Here is a 17,411-nt window from a genome sequence, read left to right on the forward strand (position 1 = left end):
GGATCAGAGCTGTAATCTTATAGATTAGATAGGGAGAGGAGTCAAGAAGTACATATGAAGGAATCTCGTATGTTTGCAAAGTTTACAACGCTGGATATCGTACTCATGGCGATGCTGGCCACGTTGAACGGCGTCATGACCGTGTATTTGTCGATCATTAACAAAACATTAAATAGTCTGGGAGGGCCTATTGCAACTTCCGCTATTGTCGGGCTGTACATGATATACGGCTTGTTGGCCTATTATATTATTCGTAAGCCGGGTACGGCGGTTATTGCTTATGCTTTTGGCGCGGTAGTGCAGTCTTTTATGGGCTCTGCTTATGGAATTGCTTCTATTATCGCGGCGGCTGTCTGCTATATGATTGCGGCTGAGTTGGTATTTGCCTTGTTGCGATATCGGCGCTGGAACGCAGTTTCGCTGATGCTAGTGGGTGGGGCTATGGTTCCGCTGTGGTTTATTGTCGCAGCCAATATGTTTGGCTATATGCATTGGGGTTGGAAGGTGCTAACGATTGCACTGGTCGTTCGTATCCTGAGCGGCATTGTCCTATGCGGTCTGCTGACGAAAGTGCTGGGCGATGCCTTAAATCGTACGGGACTGTTAAAACGTTTTGAACTGGGACGCGCTTCACGTGCATAGCCGTGGCTATGCGTGTGGTTATATCTTCAACAATGGGGATCGAGGGTATTTCAGTTATGAATGAACATAGCGATAATAATTCTAGCCGTAAAATAGCCGTATCCTTGAAGAATTTTGGCTATCGGTATGATGATCAGGCAGAGCCAGCGTTACATGGTCTGACACTGGACATTGCGGTGGGTGAGCATGTAGCCATTGTCGGAGCTAGTGGAAGTGGAAAGTCTACGCTATGTCAACTGCTTCATGGCGGATTGTCCCGTTCCGGTGAGGGCGAACGGACAGGGGAGCTGACCGTGTACGGGATGGACCCCGATACCGCTGATCTGGCTACTGTCGCCACCACTGTCGGCGTCGTGCTTCAGGACCCGGATGCCCAGCTGGTACAGGGAATCGTCGAAGACGAGATTGCTTTTGGGCCGGAGAACCTGCGCGTGCCTCCGGCAGAAATAGCGCAGCGCATTGCTGCTGCGCTGGAGGCCGTCGGCCTAGCTCCCGAGCGCGGCTCCTTCGTGCGGCGCCTCTCGGGAGGCCAGCGCCAACGCACCGCGATTGCTGCGGTACTGGCGTTAGAAGCGCCGCTGGTCGTGTTCGACGACGCAGCTGCGCAGTTGGACCCGCCGGCTGTATGCGACTTCGCCCTGTTATGTCGAAGGCTCCATGCCGAAGGCCGGACGGTGGTCACCGCGTCCGGCCGCATAGACGATGGCGCGCGAGCAGCGCAGCGCGTCATCGTCTTGAAAGGCGGGACCGTGCAGCTGCAGGGTCCGCCCGAAACGCTGCTGCGCGAGCATGGTGCGCAGCTGGCCGCCTTGGGGCTGCTCCCCTCTCCCGCAGGGAGGGGAGACATGCCACGTGAGCCGGGGGTGAATCCCGGCTCAGCGGCGGACCGCGCTGGGCAGCCATTGTTGGAGGTGAAGGGATTGACCTTCACCTATCCCGGTAGCCAGCGGGAAGCGCTAAAGGGCGTGAGCCTAGCTCTTGCGCCCGGTGAACGAGCCGTGCTGCTGGGTGAGAACGGCTCGGGTAAAACCACGCTCGGCAAGTTGCTCATGGGCCTACTCCCAGCACCGAAGGGGTGCATGCGGTGGGAGGGGCAGGATATGGCGAAGCTGCCAATTCACCAGCTGGCTACCGGAATCGGCTATGTGTTCCAGCAGCCAGAGCATCAGTTTGCAGCTGCAACGGTGTGGGAGGAGTGCTTGTATAGCGTGCGCGCCAAGCTTGGTTTACGGACCGGGGAGCCGGTTCCCGCGGCATATGTGGAACGGGCGCAGCGCTTGCTGGCCGCCGCCAGGCTGGAGCACAGACTGGATGCCTCCCCGTTCCTGCTAAGTGGAGGCGAAAAAAGGCTCTTGAGCGTTGCGGCACAGTTCATCTTGCCCAAAAAGCTATACATTTTGGATGAGCCTACCGCAGGAACGGATTACGAAGGGGCGAGTATTCTGCTCCGTATGTGCACAGAGCAGTCTGCCGAAGGTGCGGCTTTTCTGGTCATCACCCACGATATGCAGGTGGCTGAAAGCTTTGCCAGCAATGTTCTGTGCATGGAAGAGGGTCATCTCTATAAAGTGGAAAATAGTGAGATTTATCATATGATTACAGTTGACAAAAATTAACGACTTGTAGACAATAATATATATACATCGTACAAAACAGGCGGCCTATATAGGCCGCCTGTTTACGATTATGCAGTGCGGGTAATAATCCAATCTGGAAAGGCAAACAGCACAGATACAACATAGTTTTTATAAGGGAAGGATTTGTGATTTGCTTGGGAAACGATAAACCCATGAAGCGCGGACTCGTGCTGACAGGTGTTCTATTGGCCACTTTTCTGGCCGCAATTGAAGGAACGGTTATCGGTCCAGCGGGACCGACGATTGTTAGCGAACTGGGCAGTGTGAATTTGCTCAGTTGGATTTTCACGGCATATTTGCTGACGATGGCAGTGACCACGCCTATTTTCGGCAAGCTTAGCGATTTGTTTGGCCGAAAACCCATTTTTTTAATCGGCTGTTCGTTGTTTGTACTTGGCTCTTTGCTTTGTATGCTGGCTAGTAGTATGGAGCAGCTTATTATCTACCGGGCCATTCAGGGTATTGGTGCGGGTGGTGTCATTCCCGTTACCTTTACCATTATCGGTGATATATACAAAATGGAGGAACGCGGCAAAGTCCAAGGTATGATCAGCTCCGTATGGGGAATTTCTTCCCTGATCGGGCCTCTCTTGGGTGGTTATGTGGTTACCTATTTTGGTTGGGAGTGGATTTTCGGCTTTAACGTTCCCTTTGGATTGCTGGCTATGTTCTTCATCGCCCGTTACTTGCGGGAACAGGTAAGCAAGCGTACTGCGCGTATCGACGTGCCGGGAGCGGTTACCTTTACCATCGGGATGACGGCTCTCTTGCTCGTATTGGCACTGGGCGGGCAGTATATCGGTTGGGCTTCTCCTGAATTGCTGGCCTTGGCTGCCGTAGCCATTTTGTTCCTGATTTTGTTTTTGGTTATCGAAAAACGCGCTCAGGAACCGATGGTGCCACTAAAGCTATTTCGGATACGGGATATCGCTTATTCCTGTGCCGCAGCACTGTTAGTCAGCACCCTGCTGATCGGACTGACTAGCTATCTTCCACTATGGATTCAAGGTGTACACGGTGGAGATGCCGCTTCATCTGGCCTCGCGCTGGCTCCAATGTCCGTAGGCTGGCTATTTGGCTCCATGATCGGAGGACGCATTTTGCTGACCTTGGGCTCACGTCGAACCTCTTTGATTGGGCTGACCCTGATTGTATTGGGGGCCTTCGTCATGACCTTGATGGGCCAAACGGCCCCGATCTGGCTGCTGTTCCTGTCTACATTGTTGTATGGACTGGGGTTCGGCTTCTCGATGACTGTGTTTACGATTATTGCCCAGTCCTCGGTCGGGTTCCAGTTGCGTGGCGCGTCTACAGCTTTGAATACATTCCTGCGCACGTTGGGGCAAACAATCGGGGTTGCAGCCTTCGGTTCATGGCTGAATTATCGCATTGCTGCCCAGACAGCAGACGGACAGCTTACACAGCAAGGGGTAACGCAGGAGGATATTAACGGTCTGCTTGCACCTCATGCTTCACAGAGTCTAAGTGACAAGGTTGCCGGATTACTTCGTTCTGTACTGGAAAACAGTCTGCATTCCCTGTTCGTTATCATGGTCGTTATTGCAGTTATTAGCTGGTTTGTCGTCCTCGGATTGCGGAACCGCCCGCCGGGTACGGAAGAAGAGGCAGATCAGCGCGTAAAGACACCACAAAGAGAACACGCATAAAAAATAATATAAATCTTTCATTATAAAAGAGATAGCCCGGACCTTTGAATAAAAGTCCGGGCTATCTCTTTATTCAAAGGTCTCTCCTCCTACTGATTCAACAAAAAACCATCTCGTATAGGACCAATAAATTTCCCAGCATACAAAAAGAAAATAAAAATCTCTTTGAGATTGCGATATATTCATAGGGTATAGGTAACAAAATGGTAAAAAAGTCTTAAGAAATTGTAACAAAAAATATGTTTCTGAATTGAGCTGTAGGGTACTAAGGAACCATTTTTTTGAATTCGCTTACAAATTGGGCTTTGTATGATTTATTTTAGAACGATTTTGCATGTGAATGAAGCAACCAACCTAGCAAAATGGGACACGGAAAAAAATCAAGTAGCAAATTTTTCTGAATGTAATAGGAATGAAAAAAAAGGAATTTTCAGAAAATTACTAGGAAAATATGAGGATGAAATTCAAGAGGCGCCTGTTTTCTTACCTCATATAATAGGGCTTTTCAGTCTATATCAATCGTTTGACATACCGTATAAAATGGCCCTACCAACCAAAAAGTTGGGTTTCAAATCTAGAAGCATAATTAGATTAAGGGAGATGGAGTACTTGAAGTTTAACAAATGGTTCAGTAAAGCAGCCACTGCAACAGTAGCAACTACCTTGCTGTTAGGAGGCGGCGTTCAGGCTTTTGCCGAGGAAAATGATGCATCTGATCTCAAAACAGACAATGCATTTACGCAAATTACGCGTAATGACATGCTGAATATTTTCAAACAGCAAGGCAAAGAGAAATATGAGGTTCCGTCCTTCGATGCCTCTACAATTAAGAATATTCCTTCTGCTATTGGTCGCGATAGCTCAGGCAAGCTGATTGATTTCGATGTCTGGGACTCTTGGCCGTTACAAAATGCCGATGGCACAGTAGCCAATTACAAAGGGTATAATATCGTTTTTGGATTAGCAGGCGATCCTAAAAGAGGCGAGGATACATTCATATACCTGTTTTATCAAAAAGCGGGCGATACTTCACTGAGCGGCTGGAAAAATGCCGGCAGAGTATTTAAGGACAATGATAAATTGCTTGCCAACGATCCGATTCTAAAAAATCAGTCAGAAGAATGGTCAGGTTCAGCTACCTTAACCTCTGATGGACAAGTACGTTTATTCTATACCAGCAGACAGCCCTATGATCCGAATAACAAATTATTCGGCAAGCAAACCTTGAGTACGGCTCAAATTAATGTCTCTCAGTCTGATGATAAGACACTGAAAGTAGATGGAGTCGAGGATTTGAAATCCATCTATGACGGTGGAGATGGGAAAACCTATCAAAATGTGCAGCAAAGCGTCGGAGTGGATATGGATAATCATACCCTTAGAGACCCTCACTATGTCGAGGATCAAGGCCACAAATATATTATATTTGAAGCCAATACAGGGACTGAGACAGGCTACCAAGGCGAAGATTCGCTTCAAAACTCAGCTTATTATGGCGGCAATAAGAAATTCTTCAGTGAAGAGCTTTCTAACCTGCAGCAAAGTCCTAAGAAAAAAGGAGCTGAGCTGGCGAACGGCGCACTGGGCATCGTTGAATTGAATGATGATTATACGTTGAAAAATGTAATGCCCCCTTTGATTGCATCCAATCTGGTAACAGATGAAATTGAACGGGCGAATGTTTTCAAAATGAACGGTTTGTGGTATTTATTTACGAGTACGAGAGGTTCCAAGGTGACTGTAGATGCGATCGGTGACGATGATATTTACATGCTGGGTTATGTTTCTACTTCCTTGACAGGGCCTTATAAACCGTTGAATGGAACCGGTCTCGTTCTTCATCAGGATCTGGATCGTGATGATATTACCTGGACGTATGCCCATTTTGCTATCCCGCAAGGCAAAGGCAATAATGTAGTCGTTTCGAGTTATATGACTAATCGAGGGCTTTTCCCGGATCACAAATCTACTTTCGCACCAAGCTTCCTGCTGAATATTAAAGGCTCGAAAACCTCTGTTGTGAAAAATGGTATTTTGGAGCAAGGGCAAATCACGATTGATCCAGCGAATGATAAAAAAGAACACCAAAATGAATATGGAAAGAAATAAGTAGGTATATGCAGTATGTCCGAAGGCGGCGGCTTGGTAGCAACCCGATCTGTCGTCCGTCGGACGATACATAACGATGTAATGAGAGGTAAGGAGGATCGTCATAATGAGAAAAAAAGCTCCCAAGAGCATTTGGATACGATCCGTTGTAATCATCACAGGCTTAACTATATTTATAGCTATGGGATGGAGTATGTACCAACAGGATGCAGCCGAACCCCAAAAACCTGCTGCAAATCCAAAAAATCAAGCTAATCAAAGTAAGCATACAACACCAACCTACCGGGCATCCTATCATTTTACCGTTCCGGATAAGTGGAAGAATGATCCTCAACGGCCCATTTATTTTGATGGAAAATATCATTATTACTATTTGTATAATCGTGACTATCCCAAAAAGAACGGTACAGAATGGCGACATGCCACATCAACCGACCTGGTTCATTGGAAAGATGAGGGGGTGGCGATTCCCAAATATACGAACCAGAATGGAGATCCTTGGTCCGGTTCGGTCGTGATCGATGATAATAATACCGCAGGGTTTGGAAAAGGCACGCTGGTAGCCATTGTGACACAGCCCTCCGCAGATGGCGGAAAGCAGGAACAATTTTTGTGGTACAGTAAGGACAAAGGCAAGACGTTTACTTCTTACCGCAACAAGCCTGTGATGTCCAACCCCGGTACAAAGGACTTCAGAGATCCCAAAATCATCCGAGATACTCAACGTAATCAATGGGTGATGGTCATGGCAGAGGGAACAAAGATTGGCTTTTATGAGTCTGATAATTTAAAGAATTGGCGGTATACGAGCGGCTTTCAAACGGAAAATATCGGGCTTGTGGAATGTCCTGACCTTTACCGGATGCGGGCGGATGATGGAACCTATCAATGGATTCTAGGTGTGAGCGCCAATAGTAAATCAACAGGCGGACCCAACACGTATGCTTACTGGACGGGAGATTTTAATGGAGAAGCATTTCTCCCTGATCACAGTGAACCTGGGTGGCTGGATTATGGGTTTGACTGGTATGGTGCAGTTACGTTCGAGGAAGGAAAAGACAAAGATAAATATAGTCACCGTTATGCTCTGGCCTGGATGAACAATTGGGATTATGCCAATAACACGCCTACCCTAAAGGAAGGCTTTAATGGAATGGATTCGATTGTTCGCCAAATTCGACTGAAACATACGGCAGATGCTGGATATCGTTTGGTTTCACAGCCTATACCCAATTTGGAGCGATTCCAAACATCCAAAAAATCATTAGGAATGATTAAAGTAGAGGGTACTCACCGGCTTCCGGTAGCAGGCGATGCCTATCAGCTAGAGGCGGATGTCTCTTGGTCCACGATTAAAAATGTAGGATTGAGGCTTCGAGAGTCGACGGATGGCAAGCGCCATGTCGATGTGGGTGTCTCAGTGGACGGTCAATACTCTTACGTAAACAGAGCGAACACTGGGCAGCCGGATCAGAGTGGAAAATATGTAGAGAGCAAGGCGCCATTTGATCCCGATAAGAAAAAGGTCCACCTGAACATTCTCGTCGATAAAACCAGTATTGAAGTGTTTATCGATGATGGAGCAGTAGCTTTTTCCTCCTTAATATTTCCACGATTAGAGGATCAGAAAATCACTCTGTTTTCCGATGGCGGTCCAGCAATTTTTAATAATGTAGTGGTCAAACATTTTAGTCGATAGCAGGTTATGCTGCTCGTAAGCTTGGGCATATTTCGCTCTATTCAGGTATATAAAAAGTCCACTCATGAATATAAGGGTGGACTTTTCTGTGTAAATCTAAATTTTCGTTTAGCACAGCTATAAGATTGTTCGTTTATTCACAAACGATCAGTTGCTAAAATTACTATTCGTTCTATTTGTGATAAGGTGACAGGTTATCAGCGCTACGGCCCAATTTTTTGAGCAAGCCGATGAGTTGATCTCTTTCGGTTTCACTGATTCCGCTAAAGGCACGTTCAATCTGACGTGTATAATCAGGATAAATTTCGTCCATGACACGTTGTCCTTCGTCCGTCAATTCTGCATATATAATCCGACGATCTTGGTCGCACGGGTGACGGTGCAAATAACCGCGGCTTTCCAGCTTGTCAATAACATAAGTGACATTTCCGCTTTGCAGAAGCAGCTTTGCTCCAATTTGTTGGATTGGCTGCGCGCCCTTGTGATATAAAACTTCCATCACGGCAAAGGCCGTTGGGTTGAAGCCCACCGTTTTGATGCCAGCAACCGCATGTTCGTTTACACTTTTGAATGACTTGGCAAACACGCTATACAAATGCATAGATTGTTGTGTCACCAATGTTCGGTAATCTATCATCTTCATTCCGCCTTTATGTATGGATTTGGGCATCCTTTGACCGCTCGGCTCGGATGACCGGGCAACCATACCCTTGTTACTAGCATAAAGGGATTTACGTAGCGAAAACATGCGATTTGTCACAGTAGCTGCTTTTTTAACTATTTAATTTCAAAGCTTTAAAGTAAATTTTTGAAAAATAAAGGTTTTGAATGTAAAAATACTGTTCCGGTTGGTTATATTAAAAATAACATACCTAAACTAATGACCCCAATTAACAAAATAAGCTATTTCAGAGGAGATGAAACACATGGATACGGGTTCTTTCCGTTTTCAATTTCGTGATCCGCAGCAAGCCGCCCAAGCCTGTGAAACATTAAAGGAAATTGGATACTCCGCCAGCACAAATGGTGACACAGGTCTCAGTGTTCATATTGAGAACCAGGATGTGCTGTCTGCATTGGAGATTTGCCAAGCCTATGAAGGAAGTATGATTGAGGTAGGAACTCTGTTCTCTAGACCGGATGCAATTCCCGATCTGCAAGGAAATGTCGGCGTACAAAATCCAGGTTATAGCCCGGAGGACTGGATTATCCCGGCGCACACGATCAACGAGGATTGGAGTGAAGCGTATAAAAACGGCTCCTCTCGAACGTACAGCAACACAACGGGGGAGCACAACGTCAGCTCTGATCAACAACCGGAGGACGAAGTGGATGGATTTTCTGGAAGTATCCATATTTGACCCGAATGATGACGCAATGTCGTTCAGGTGGATGTTTATGTTCCAAAAATGTTTTGTGAAGTAAAAGCACCAGTAAACCTTGAGCGGGTTAGCTGGTGCTTTTTTATTGATAAAGAAGAGTCATTCATTCACATGAAATATATTGGAGAGGGCAATCTAAAGAATGGAGAGATCTGTCTCAAAATTCAGGAGTAGGGTGATTTTTTAAATGGACAAACCGTCTGGTATGCAAAAAGAACAAAAACTAAAATGGTGGCAACTTAGCTTGTTAGGAGTTGCAGGTACTATCGGTACAGGATATTTTCTGGGGTCCGGCTTAGCGATTTCTATTGGCGGTCCAGCCGTACTGATTGCGTACTTTTTGGCAGCGGTTGGAACATATGTAGTGTTTGATGCTCTTTCGCGAATGACGGCAGATCATCCTGAACAGGGTTCTTTCCGTTCCTATGCCCAAAAAGCATTTGGAAGTTGGGCAGGATTCGGCAGTGGCTGGGTATATTGGTTTTCAGAATTGCTTATCAATGGGAGTCAACTAACCGCGCTATCTATATTCTCACGCTTCTGGTTTCCTCAGGTACCGATGTGGATCTTTGCGGCAGGCTTCGGGATTTTAGGGCTTGTGATTGTTTTTTTTGGCAATAAGGGTTTTGATCGAGTTGAAAATGTATTGGCCATCATTAAAATGGCGGCTATTGTTATGTTTCTGGTCTTGGCCGTTGCTCTTTTGGCAGGCTGGATCGGAGGAGGAAAATATAATCCAAAGCTCCCCAACAGTTACAAAGAGTTTTTCCCTACCGGCGGTATAGGATTGTGGTCATCTTTTATTTTTGCCTTTTATGCATACGGAGGTATTGAAGTGCTCGGAATTATGTCTAATCGGCTTCAAAAACCGGAGGATGCACCTAAAGCAGGAAAAGTAATGCTGGTTACACTGGTTGCAGTGTATGTGCTTTCGATTGGTCTGGCTGTGTCTATGGTGCCATTAAGTGCCTTTAACCCGAAAGAAAGTCCTTTTGTGCTTGCGCTCAGCAGCGATCATCTAGTTTTTGTGCCTCATTTATTTAATGGAGTGCTTATTATTGCAGGGTTCTCAACAATGACAGCATCCCTATATGCAGAGACATCAATGATGCTTACGCTCGCACAGGAAGGAGATGCCCCCACATTATTTTCACGGAAGTGGAAGGGTAAATATCCTCTTTATGCACTTAGTTTGATCTCCGTCGGATTAATCTCAGCCATCGTAATGTCGTTGCTACTACCGGGAAAAGTATATGAATATATCACTACTGCAGCGGGTTTAATGCTGTTGTATAATTGGTGCTTTATTTTGCTGTCTTCAGGTAAGCTACTGGAATCGAGTAGATCAAATAATATTAAACGTTGGATTGGATTATTGTTGATAGCTATGGCTGTGGTCGGATCATTTTTTCATAAACTTAGCCGCCCGGGAGTGTACATCAGCTTATTGCTTGTCTTGTTAATTGCAATATGTGACCTTATCGTACAATGGGTTCGCCGAAAGCCCACCAAGGAATCTCGTTAACTTTGTCAGGAAGTTAAGTGTTAGCGTAAAAAAAGTAATTGAAATGCTTGTACACCAAAATAAAAGCCAAAACCGATAAGAGATAATCCAGACATCCAAGAGATGGTTTTAAGCAATCCGGTTTTTAGAAACCTACGGAAAATACTTGAAGCGGCTGCCATAGTCACATCCCAGAGTAGCACACCTAATACAATCGCTCCGCTAAAGATCATTAGCTGTTGTACTGGATATGAATTAGCGACGTTTGCGAGTATGGACCCGTAAATCCCAAGCCAGAACAGGATGGAGAGAGGATTGAATAATGACATCAGGAAGCCCGCTAGGAATGAGTTGGTTAGGGTATTACCATTTCCCCGTAATTCGGACTCTGAAATCACGCCAGCATTTTTAATACTTTCAAGACCTGTATACACAAGCACGAAAAATCCAAACAACCATAAAAAAGCTTTGACAAACGGGGCATTAAGAAGGTGGATCATTCCCAAATAGACAAGCAACATATAGATTATATCTGCGGTTATTGCACCAAGACCAATAAACCAGGCATGCCAAAACCCATTCTTAATACCTCGATCCAACTGTGCGGCATTAATCGGTCCAATGGGAGCGGAAAGTGACAAACCAAGAAAAATATAACTGATAAACGTATTAATGTCCTTTTTCCTCCTTGAGTATTATTGGATGTTATGTATTTGTCTATATTAGTTTATTCGGACAAACCCATCTGTAAGACCATTTTTTTGTACGTATATTGCAGGAGTAGTCTCGTTATTGCCAACCACTATCAATGAATTAAAACTAAAAAAGGAGCTCTAATCCCGTACACAAAAGGATTAGAGCATTTTTAATGACAGGTTATAAAAAAAAGTCTATTTGATCGAATAATTGGGCTTGACACTTTTATTGAAAGCGCTTATATTTATCTCGTAAACAATACGTTATATAACGTTATATAAAAGGGAGAGATCACAATGAATGTACATCAGACGGTTCAAACGATTTATGAACAAGCGAGTGGGAAGATTTCAGAGGTTTATTTAGTAGCCTGCGGGGGCTCATTAGTCGATATGTATCCCTCAAAATATTTTCTGGATAGTGAAGCAAAGAAGTTGGTAGCAGGCATGTATACAGCAAATGAATTTGTGCACGCGCTGCCAAAACGTTTAGGTAAAAACGCAGTAGTCATCGTTTGCTCCCATGGTGGAAACACACCGGAATCGGTTGCGGCTGCTAAATCAGCCAAAGAGAAAGGCGCTTACACCATCGGCTTAACCCACAATAGTGAAGCGACACTGCTCAATTATTCCGATTATTCATTCCTCTACGAATGGGGAGATGAGAGCGATGTCAAAAATAATCCTATGGCCATTATTTTAGAGCTTACTGTTGAGCTGCTTCAGATCGCTGAAGGCTATGTGCATTATCAAGCTTTCCAGAACGGCTTGGGAGCAATTAATGGAATTATTAACCGGGCAAAAATACAAGTTGAACCGCGTGCGAGTGTATTTGCTGACAAATATCGCAATGAAGATCTCTTCTATATTCTGACTAGCGGAGCTTCTTATGGACATGCCTACGGATTTGCTATCTGTTCTCTGATGGAAATGCAATGGCTCCATGCGGCGTCAATCCATTCCGGTGAATTTTTCCACGGTCCGTTTGAAGTAACGGATAAAGAAACTCCATTTATTCTGATGATCAACGAAGGACGCACACGGGCATTGGATGAACGGGCACGGACTTTCCTGAATCAATATGCCGAGAAAGTGGAAGTGATCGATGCGAAGGAGCTTGGAATCGGAACCATTGCCGACGAGGTCGTCGAGTTTTTTAACCCGGTTTTATTTTACAGCATTGTATGCGTTTATCGTGAAGCACTCGCAAATGTACGCAATCACCCACTGGAAACTCGCCGTTATATGGGCAAAGTAGCTTACTAAGCGCACTTACCAACAGGAGGAAACCATCATGAAAGTTCTAGGCATTGGCGATAATGTGGTAGATAAATATGTTCATCTGCGCATGATGTATCCTGGCGGCAATGCGCTTAATTTCAGTGTGTTTGCCAAAAAAGAAGGAGTAGATGCAGCCTTTATAGGAGTATTCGGAGATGATAACGAAGCACAACATGTAGAACACATTCTCCGTGAGCTGGAAATCGACATTTCACGGTGCAGATATCACAGCGGTGAGAACGGCTGCGCACGTGTAACCCTAGAAGACGGAGACAGAGTATTTCTGGGCAGCAATGAGGGAGGAGTTACACGTCTCCATCCGCTGGAGCTGAGTGAAGATGACAAGGCCTATGTTGGCGGGTTCGACCTTATTCACACCGGCTTGTACAGTCATACAGGGCACTTGCTGCCTGAATTGGAGACGCTGGGAATCCCTCTTTCTTTTGACTTTTCGGATGATTTCGTAGATGCACAGGTGGAGAAATATATTGCGTATGCCGATTTCGCTTTCTTTTCTTGCAGCCATATGACGGATGAAGAGACACAGAACTATATCCGCTCCAATCGAAAAAAAGAGGGGCAAATCCTGGTAGCCACACGCGGTGGAGATAGATCTATTGCCTATGATGGTACTAAGTTCTATTTTCAAATGCCTGATTCCGTGGACGCTGTGGATACGATGGGGGCAGGAGACTCTTATATAACCGCCTTTTTACTGAGCTTTTTAAAAAATAGCAACATTCAGGACGCTATGGCAGAGGGTTCGAGGGTTGCCGCCCAGAGCTGTCTGGTAGAAGGTTCTTTCGGATACGGCGTCCGTTACTAATAAAATATTTTCAAATATCTTCACTTGTAAGAATATGTAACATTTGATACTCTAAGTGGGAGTAATATAACGTTATATGACAAGTGAGGGCACATTATGTTGAATTCAGATCAAGCAGAGCCATTATATATTCAATTACAAAAAGCAGTCAAAACCGCTATTCATAATGGAACATTTACGCAGGGAAGTCGTATACCGACCGAAACTGAGCTAAGCGAGACCTACAATGTAAGTCGAATTACCGTAAGAAAAGCAATTGCCGAATTGGTTCATGAAGGTTACCTGACCAAACGTCAAGGCAAAGGTACCTTTGTCAATGTACCCAAAATTGGGCGGAAGATTGAACATATCATCAGCTTTACAGCTGCCTGCAAATCCAACGGCCTCTCTTCACACAGTGTGGTCACAGAACGTGAAATCATAGAAGCAGATGAGGAAATTGCACATCAGTTGCAGCTGCCACAAGGAGAAAAAGTGTTATTTATTCAGCGCAAGAGATACGCCGGTGATCGACCGCTAATGCTGGAGAATAATTTTTATCCTTATGACCGATTCTCTTTTCTAATGGAAGAACAGTTGGAGGGGTCTGTATACGAACTGCTGCGTCATAAATACAGCATCGATCCAAACCAACCGGGAGAGACGATATTACAAATCGCTTTGGCGGATGAATACCAGGCAAAGCTGCTGGAGACGGCCATCGGACAGGCGTTGTTCTACATGCACACGATTATTTATGATCAGCATGGAAGCCCCGTTCATGTAGGTAAGCAGTACATCATTGGAGACCGTTATCAATTCTCAATATAAATCCGTTGCCTGTTAGGTAATGTTATTCAGGTACGGCGCAGCTTCTGCTTCCACTTCATAAGAGAAGCAGAAGCAATATTATAACGTTATATTACGTTATGTTATAGGCGGATAAATAATGAGGGGGTGAAACTGTGCAAGGGAAGAATGACACATTAGCGGACAAAGTCTTACTGTCAAATGCTATTTTTAATGGCTTAGAAAATGAAGCTTCGCCTGGGTTTGTTGCACTGCGAGGAGAATGTATTGCAGCAGTAGGGCGTCCCGAGCAAGCACAAGCTTGGATAGGAGCGGAAACGGTTGTCTGTGATTTGGGTGATGCTTTTATCATGCCAGGAGTTCATGACAACCATGTATTTTTTACCGGATATATGTCGATGCATCGGGGCGTGGATTTGACTCATGCAGCCTCGATCGAAGAAGCAGTGAAATTTATGCTACAAGCGGCAAACAACCTTCCGCCAGGGAAAGATGTAACCGCTTACGGTTGGAGCGAGGAAGGATGGGGCAAGCTGCCTGAGCAAAGCTTGTTAGACGAGCTGTTCCCTGATCGTGCGGTAATTGCCATTAACCTAAATAAAAGCTACTGCTGGATGAACCGACTGGCTCAGGAGAAATATCAATTTTTGCCGGATCAATGCAGTGCTGAGGCACGCGCATTGCTGCTCCAAGCTATGATGCAGGACCACAGCCTTGTCAAACAAGAGTTTATGGAGTTTTGCCGCATACTAGCTGCACGAGGAGTTACTTCCATAAAAGATATTGGCTTTGACCGGCATAGCGAGCTGCTGCCGATCCTAGAAGAATTGAAAGAAACAGAGGAACTGCCGCTCAGATTTCATTTCTCGCTTGAACCCGTTGTTGAATCGCTTGATATTGCCACCGGAATGAAGTATAAAGCACTTTATAATGGAGACCTTATTCGTTTCCAAGGATACAAGCTGATGCTTGACGGTGTCGTAGCAGATCATACGGGGGACATGCTGGAACCTTACGCAGATATGCCCGGAGTAACGACTTTGAGGACGGTTGACTACAAAAAGATTGAAGCCTCTGTGCTGGAAGCAGACAGCCAAGGTATCAAATGCTGTCTAACTGCAGAAGGTGACGCTGCGATTCGCCAAGCGGTATCCATGATTGAAAAATGCCGCGAACAACAAGGTAATAACCTTATCAGACATTCTATCAGTGATCTAGAGTATCCTCATCCAGATGATCTGATCAGAATGGGCGAGAACGAAATTTTTGCCGAAGTCTACGCCCAAATCCTGCTACTGAATCCAACCTATGAAGAGGCCTATATGCCTGTTGTGGTAGGCAAAGGTAATGAAAATCGGTTTTATAATTATAAATCTATGCTGGAGGCTAATGTGCCAATAACCATTGGGACTGATCTGCCTTTATTTATCACCAGTGTTCCCGATTCGCTATATGCAGCCTCTCACCGATTATTCCCGGATGGCTCGCCTGCAGGAGGCTGGTATCCTGACCAAGGGATGCCGCCATCCGAAGTTTTAAAGGCATGGACCATTAATGGAGCCAAACATTGTTATATGGAAGAGGTTACAGGCACGCTGGAGGCTGGAAAATATGCTGACATCGCCGTTTTTGATCGCGACCTCCTTAACGCATCCGCTGGTGACATCAGGGACGCCCAAGTGATATTGACCATTATGGGAGGGAAGGTTACGTATAACCATTCTTGGAATGAGGGATAAACATGAACATCAAGAATATGAAATGGAAATTATCCTTGCCCCATAGCTATACTTTAATTTTTTTGATTATTATTACAGTCGCCGCATTGACATGGATTGTGCCCAGCGGACAATTTGAGCGTCATGAAGTGACAGTGAACGGTGTGACCAAAACGGCGATCGTTTCGGGAACCTATCACACTGTACCCAAAACTGGTGAGAACGGTGATTTAAGACAAGGACTCCCCCAAATCCTAAGCGCACCTATTGAGGGGATTATCAATGCTGCGGATGTCGTCTCTTTTGTCCTTATTGTGGGCGGCTCCTTCGGGATTATACTGCAGACGGGAGCCATCGATCGTGCCCTGACAGCTCTTGCCAGACGGCTGAAGAATAAGGGGATTCTGCTTATTCCAATTGCCATGGTTATATTCAGTCTCGGAGGCTCTACCTTTGGGATGAGCGAAGAAATTATTCCGCTTTATGCGATTTTTATTCCGTTAATGTTTGCCCTAGGCTTCGATTCTATGACTGCTATTCTCATTCTATTTCTGGGAACGCAAATCGGCTACGTTGGTTCGACTGTTAATCCATTTTCAGTATTGATTGCCCAGGGGATCGCAGGAGTGGAGGGGAATCCTCAACTCTGGCTGAGATTTATTGAATGGCTTGTATTTACTATGATTTCTATTGCCTTTACGATGTGGTACGCGCATCGTGTTAAGAGAAATCCGGAGAAATCCATTGTGTTTCAGAGTGATATTATAAATCGTGAGCAATTTATAAAAGAAAATACAGGTGAGGACGTCGTCTTCACGTTTCGGGACAAATTAATAATAGGTGGATTTATTGTAACGCTTGGAGCAATTGTCTGGGGAATTTTGGCCAAAGGCTGGTATATGACTGAAATTGGTGCCCTTTTCTTCGCACTCGGTCTTTTTGTCGGGGTAGTTACTAAAATGAGCCAGAAGGAAATAGCTGAGAATTTTGTAAAAGGGTGTGGAGAATTCATCTACGCTGCAGTGATCATAGGTCTCGCCCGCGGAATTCTGATTATCGCCGAGCAGGGTATGATCATCGATACCGTATTGAATGCACTCGCAAGCATTCTGGAAGGATTGCCAAGTTACTTGTTCACTACCATTATGTTGGTTGCACATAATATTATTACTTTCCTAGTCCCATCTTCTTCGGGGGAAGCAGCACTAACCATGCCTGTACTTGCACCGCTTGGCGATCTTGTAGGTATCAATCGTGAAGCAGTAGTCACAGCGTACCAATTCGGTAACGGGTTAACCAATCTAATTTCACCGACAGGCGGAGTACTGCTGGCGGGATTGGCCATTGCCCGGATCAGCTTTGGACAGTGGCTGAAGGTAATCTTCAAGCTATTCCCGATCCTGTGGTTAGTTGCTGCTATTTTTGCTGCTATTTCGGCTGCGGTGGGTATCTAATAAATCAA

14 protein-coding genes are annotated in these 17,411 nt (G+C 45.3%); 12 read left to right on the plus strand and 2 right to left on the minus strand.

All coding sequences use genetic code 11. The features are described from left to right. Positions 1-54: 54 nt before the first annotated feature. From KAI36_RS03500 to KAI36_RS03520, 5 genes are all read left to right on the plus strand, one after another. Positions 55-642 carry an ECF transporter S component gene (locus tag KAI36_RS03500; protein ID WP_220026966.1) on the plus strand — a complete coding sequence of 196 codons (588 nt, stop codon included), beginning with the start codon at positions 55-57 and terminating at the stop codon, positions 640-642. Positions 643-698: 56 nt separating this feature from the next. Continuing rightward, positions 699-2,258: an ABC transporter ATP-binding protein gene (locus tag KAI36_RS03505; RefSeq protein ID WP_220026967.1), complete on the plus strand. Its 1,560-nt coding sequence runs from the start codon at positions 699-701 to the stop codon at positions 2,256-2,258. Positions 2,259-2,431: 173 nt separating this feature from the next. After that, a complete protein-coding gene (locus KAI36_RS03510; protein WP_220028042.1) occupies positions 2,432-3,946 on the plus strand; it encodes an MDR family MFS transporter in 1,515 nt (504 codons plus the stop codon). 609 nt (positions 3,947-4,555) lie between these two features. After that, positions 4,556-6,055: a glycoside hydrolase family 68 protein gene (locus KAI36_RS03515; RefSeq protein WP_276572458.1), complete on the plus strand. Its 1,500-nt coding sequence runs from the start codon at positions 4,556-4,558 to the stop codon at positions 6,053-6,055. A 106-nt stretch (positions 6,056-6,161) separates the two neighbouring features. After that, complete coding sequence (locus KAI36_RS03520; RefSeq protein ID WP_220026969.1) at positions 6,162-7,754, plus strand: glycoside hydrolase family 32 protein; 1,593 nt, start codon at positions 6,162-6,164, stop codon at positions 7,752-7,754. A 172-nt stretch (positions 7,755-7,926) separates the two neighbouring features. Here the strand turns inward: KAI36_RS03520 and KAI36_RS03525 are convergent, their stop codons facing one another. Further along, on the minus strand, positions 7,927-8,391 hold the full coding sequence (locus tag KAI36_RS03525) for a MarR family winged helix-turn-helix transcriptional regulator (protein ID WP_013369372.1): 465 nt from the start codon (positions 8,389-8,391) through the stop codon (positions 7,927-7,929). A gap of 289 nt (positions 8,392-8,680) precedes the next feature. On the opposite strand from KAI36_RS03525, the gene KAI36_RS03530 reads away from it, so the two are divergent. Continuing rightward, complete coding sequence (locus KAI36_RS03530; protein WP_013308721.1) at positions 8,681-9,115, plus strand: hypothetical protein; 435 nt, start codon at positions 8,681-8,683, stop codon at positions 9,113-9,115. A gap of 208 nt (positions 9,116-9,323) precedes the next feature. Beyond that, the gene (locus KAI36_RS03535; protein ID WP_220026970.1) at positions 9,324-10,661 is read left to right on the plus strand and encodes an amino acid permease; all 1,338 of its coding nucleotides are present in this window, start codon (positions 9,324-9,326) and stop codon (positions 10,659-10,661) included. Positions 10,662-10,681: 20 nt separating this feature from the next. Here KAI36_RS03535 and KAI36_RS03540 read toward each other — a convergent pair whose 3' ends face one another. Then, positions 10,682-11,281, minus strand: coding sequence for a LysE family transporter (locus KAI36_RS03540; RefSeq protein ID WP_103744612.1), 600 nt, complete (start codon positions 11,279-11,281; stop codon positions 10,682-10,684). Between the two features lie 351 nt (positions 11,282-11,632). On the opposite strand from KAI36_RS03540, the gene KAI36_RS03545 reads away from it, so the two are divergent. The 5 genes from KAI36_RS03545 to KAI36_RS03565 all read left to right on the plus strand — a co-directional run bounded on the left by KAI36_RS03545 (position 11,633) and on the right by KAI36_RS03565 (position 17,403). Further along, positions 11,633-12,601, plus strand: a complete 969-nt coding sequence (locus tag KAI36_RS03545; protein WP_220026971.1) for an SIS domain-containing protein — start codon at positions 11,633-11,635, stop codon at positions 12,599-12,601. A 28-nt stretch (positions 12,602-12,629) separates the two neighbouring features. Further along, entirely contained in the window at positions 12,630-13,442 is an 813-nt protein-coding gene (locus KAI36_RS03550) for a PfkB family carbohydrate kinase (RefSeq protein ID WP_220026972.1), read from the plus strand. 96 nt (positions 13,443-13,538) lie between these two features. Continuing rightward, positions 13,539-14,252 carry a GntR family transcriptional regulator gene (locus KAI36_RS03555; RefSeq protein ID WP_220026973.1) on the plus strand — a complete coding sequence of 238 codons (714 nt, stop codon included), beginning with the start codon at positions 13,539-13,541 and terminating at the stop codon, positions 14,250-14,252. A gap of 134 nt (positions 14,253-14,386) precedes the next feature. Further along, a complete protein-coding gene (locus KAI36_RS03560; RefSeq protein WP_220026974.1) occupies positions 14,387-15,970 on the plus strand; it encodes an amidohydrolase in 1,584 nt (527 codons plus the stop codon). 2 nt (positions 15,971-15,972) lie between these two features. Then, positions 15,973-17,403 carry a YfcC family protein gene (locus tag KAI36_RS03565; protein ID WP_053324627.1) on the plus strand — a complete coding sequence of 477 codons (1,431 nt, stop codon included), beginning with the start codon at positions 15,973-15,975 and terminating at the stop codon, positions 17,401-17,403. Positions 17,404-17,411: the final 8 nt, after the last annotated feature.

This window comes from Paenibacillus sp. S02 (assembly GCF_019454065.1).
Taxonomy (GTDB): domain Bacteria; phylum Bacillota; class Bacilli; order Paenibacillales; family Paenibacillaceae; genus Paenibacillus; species Paenibacillus polymyxa_B.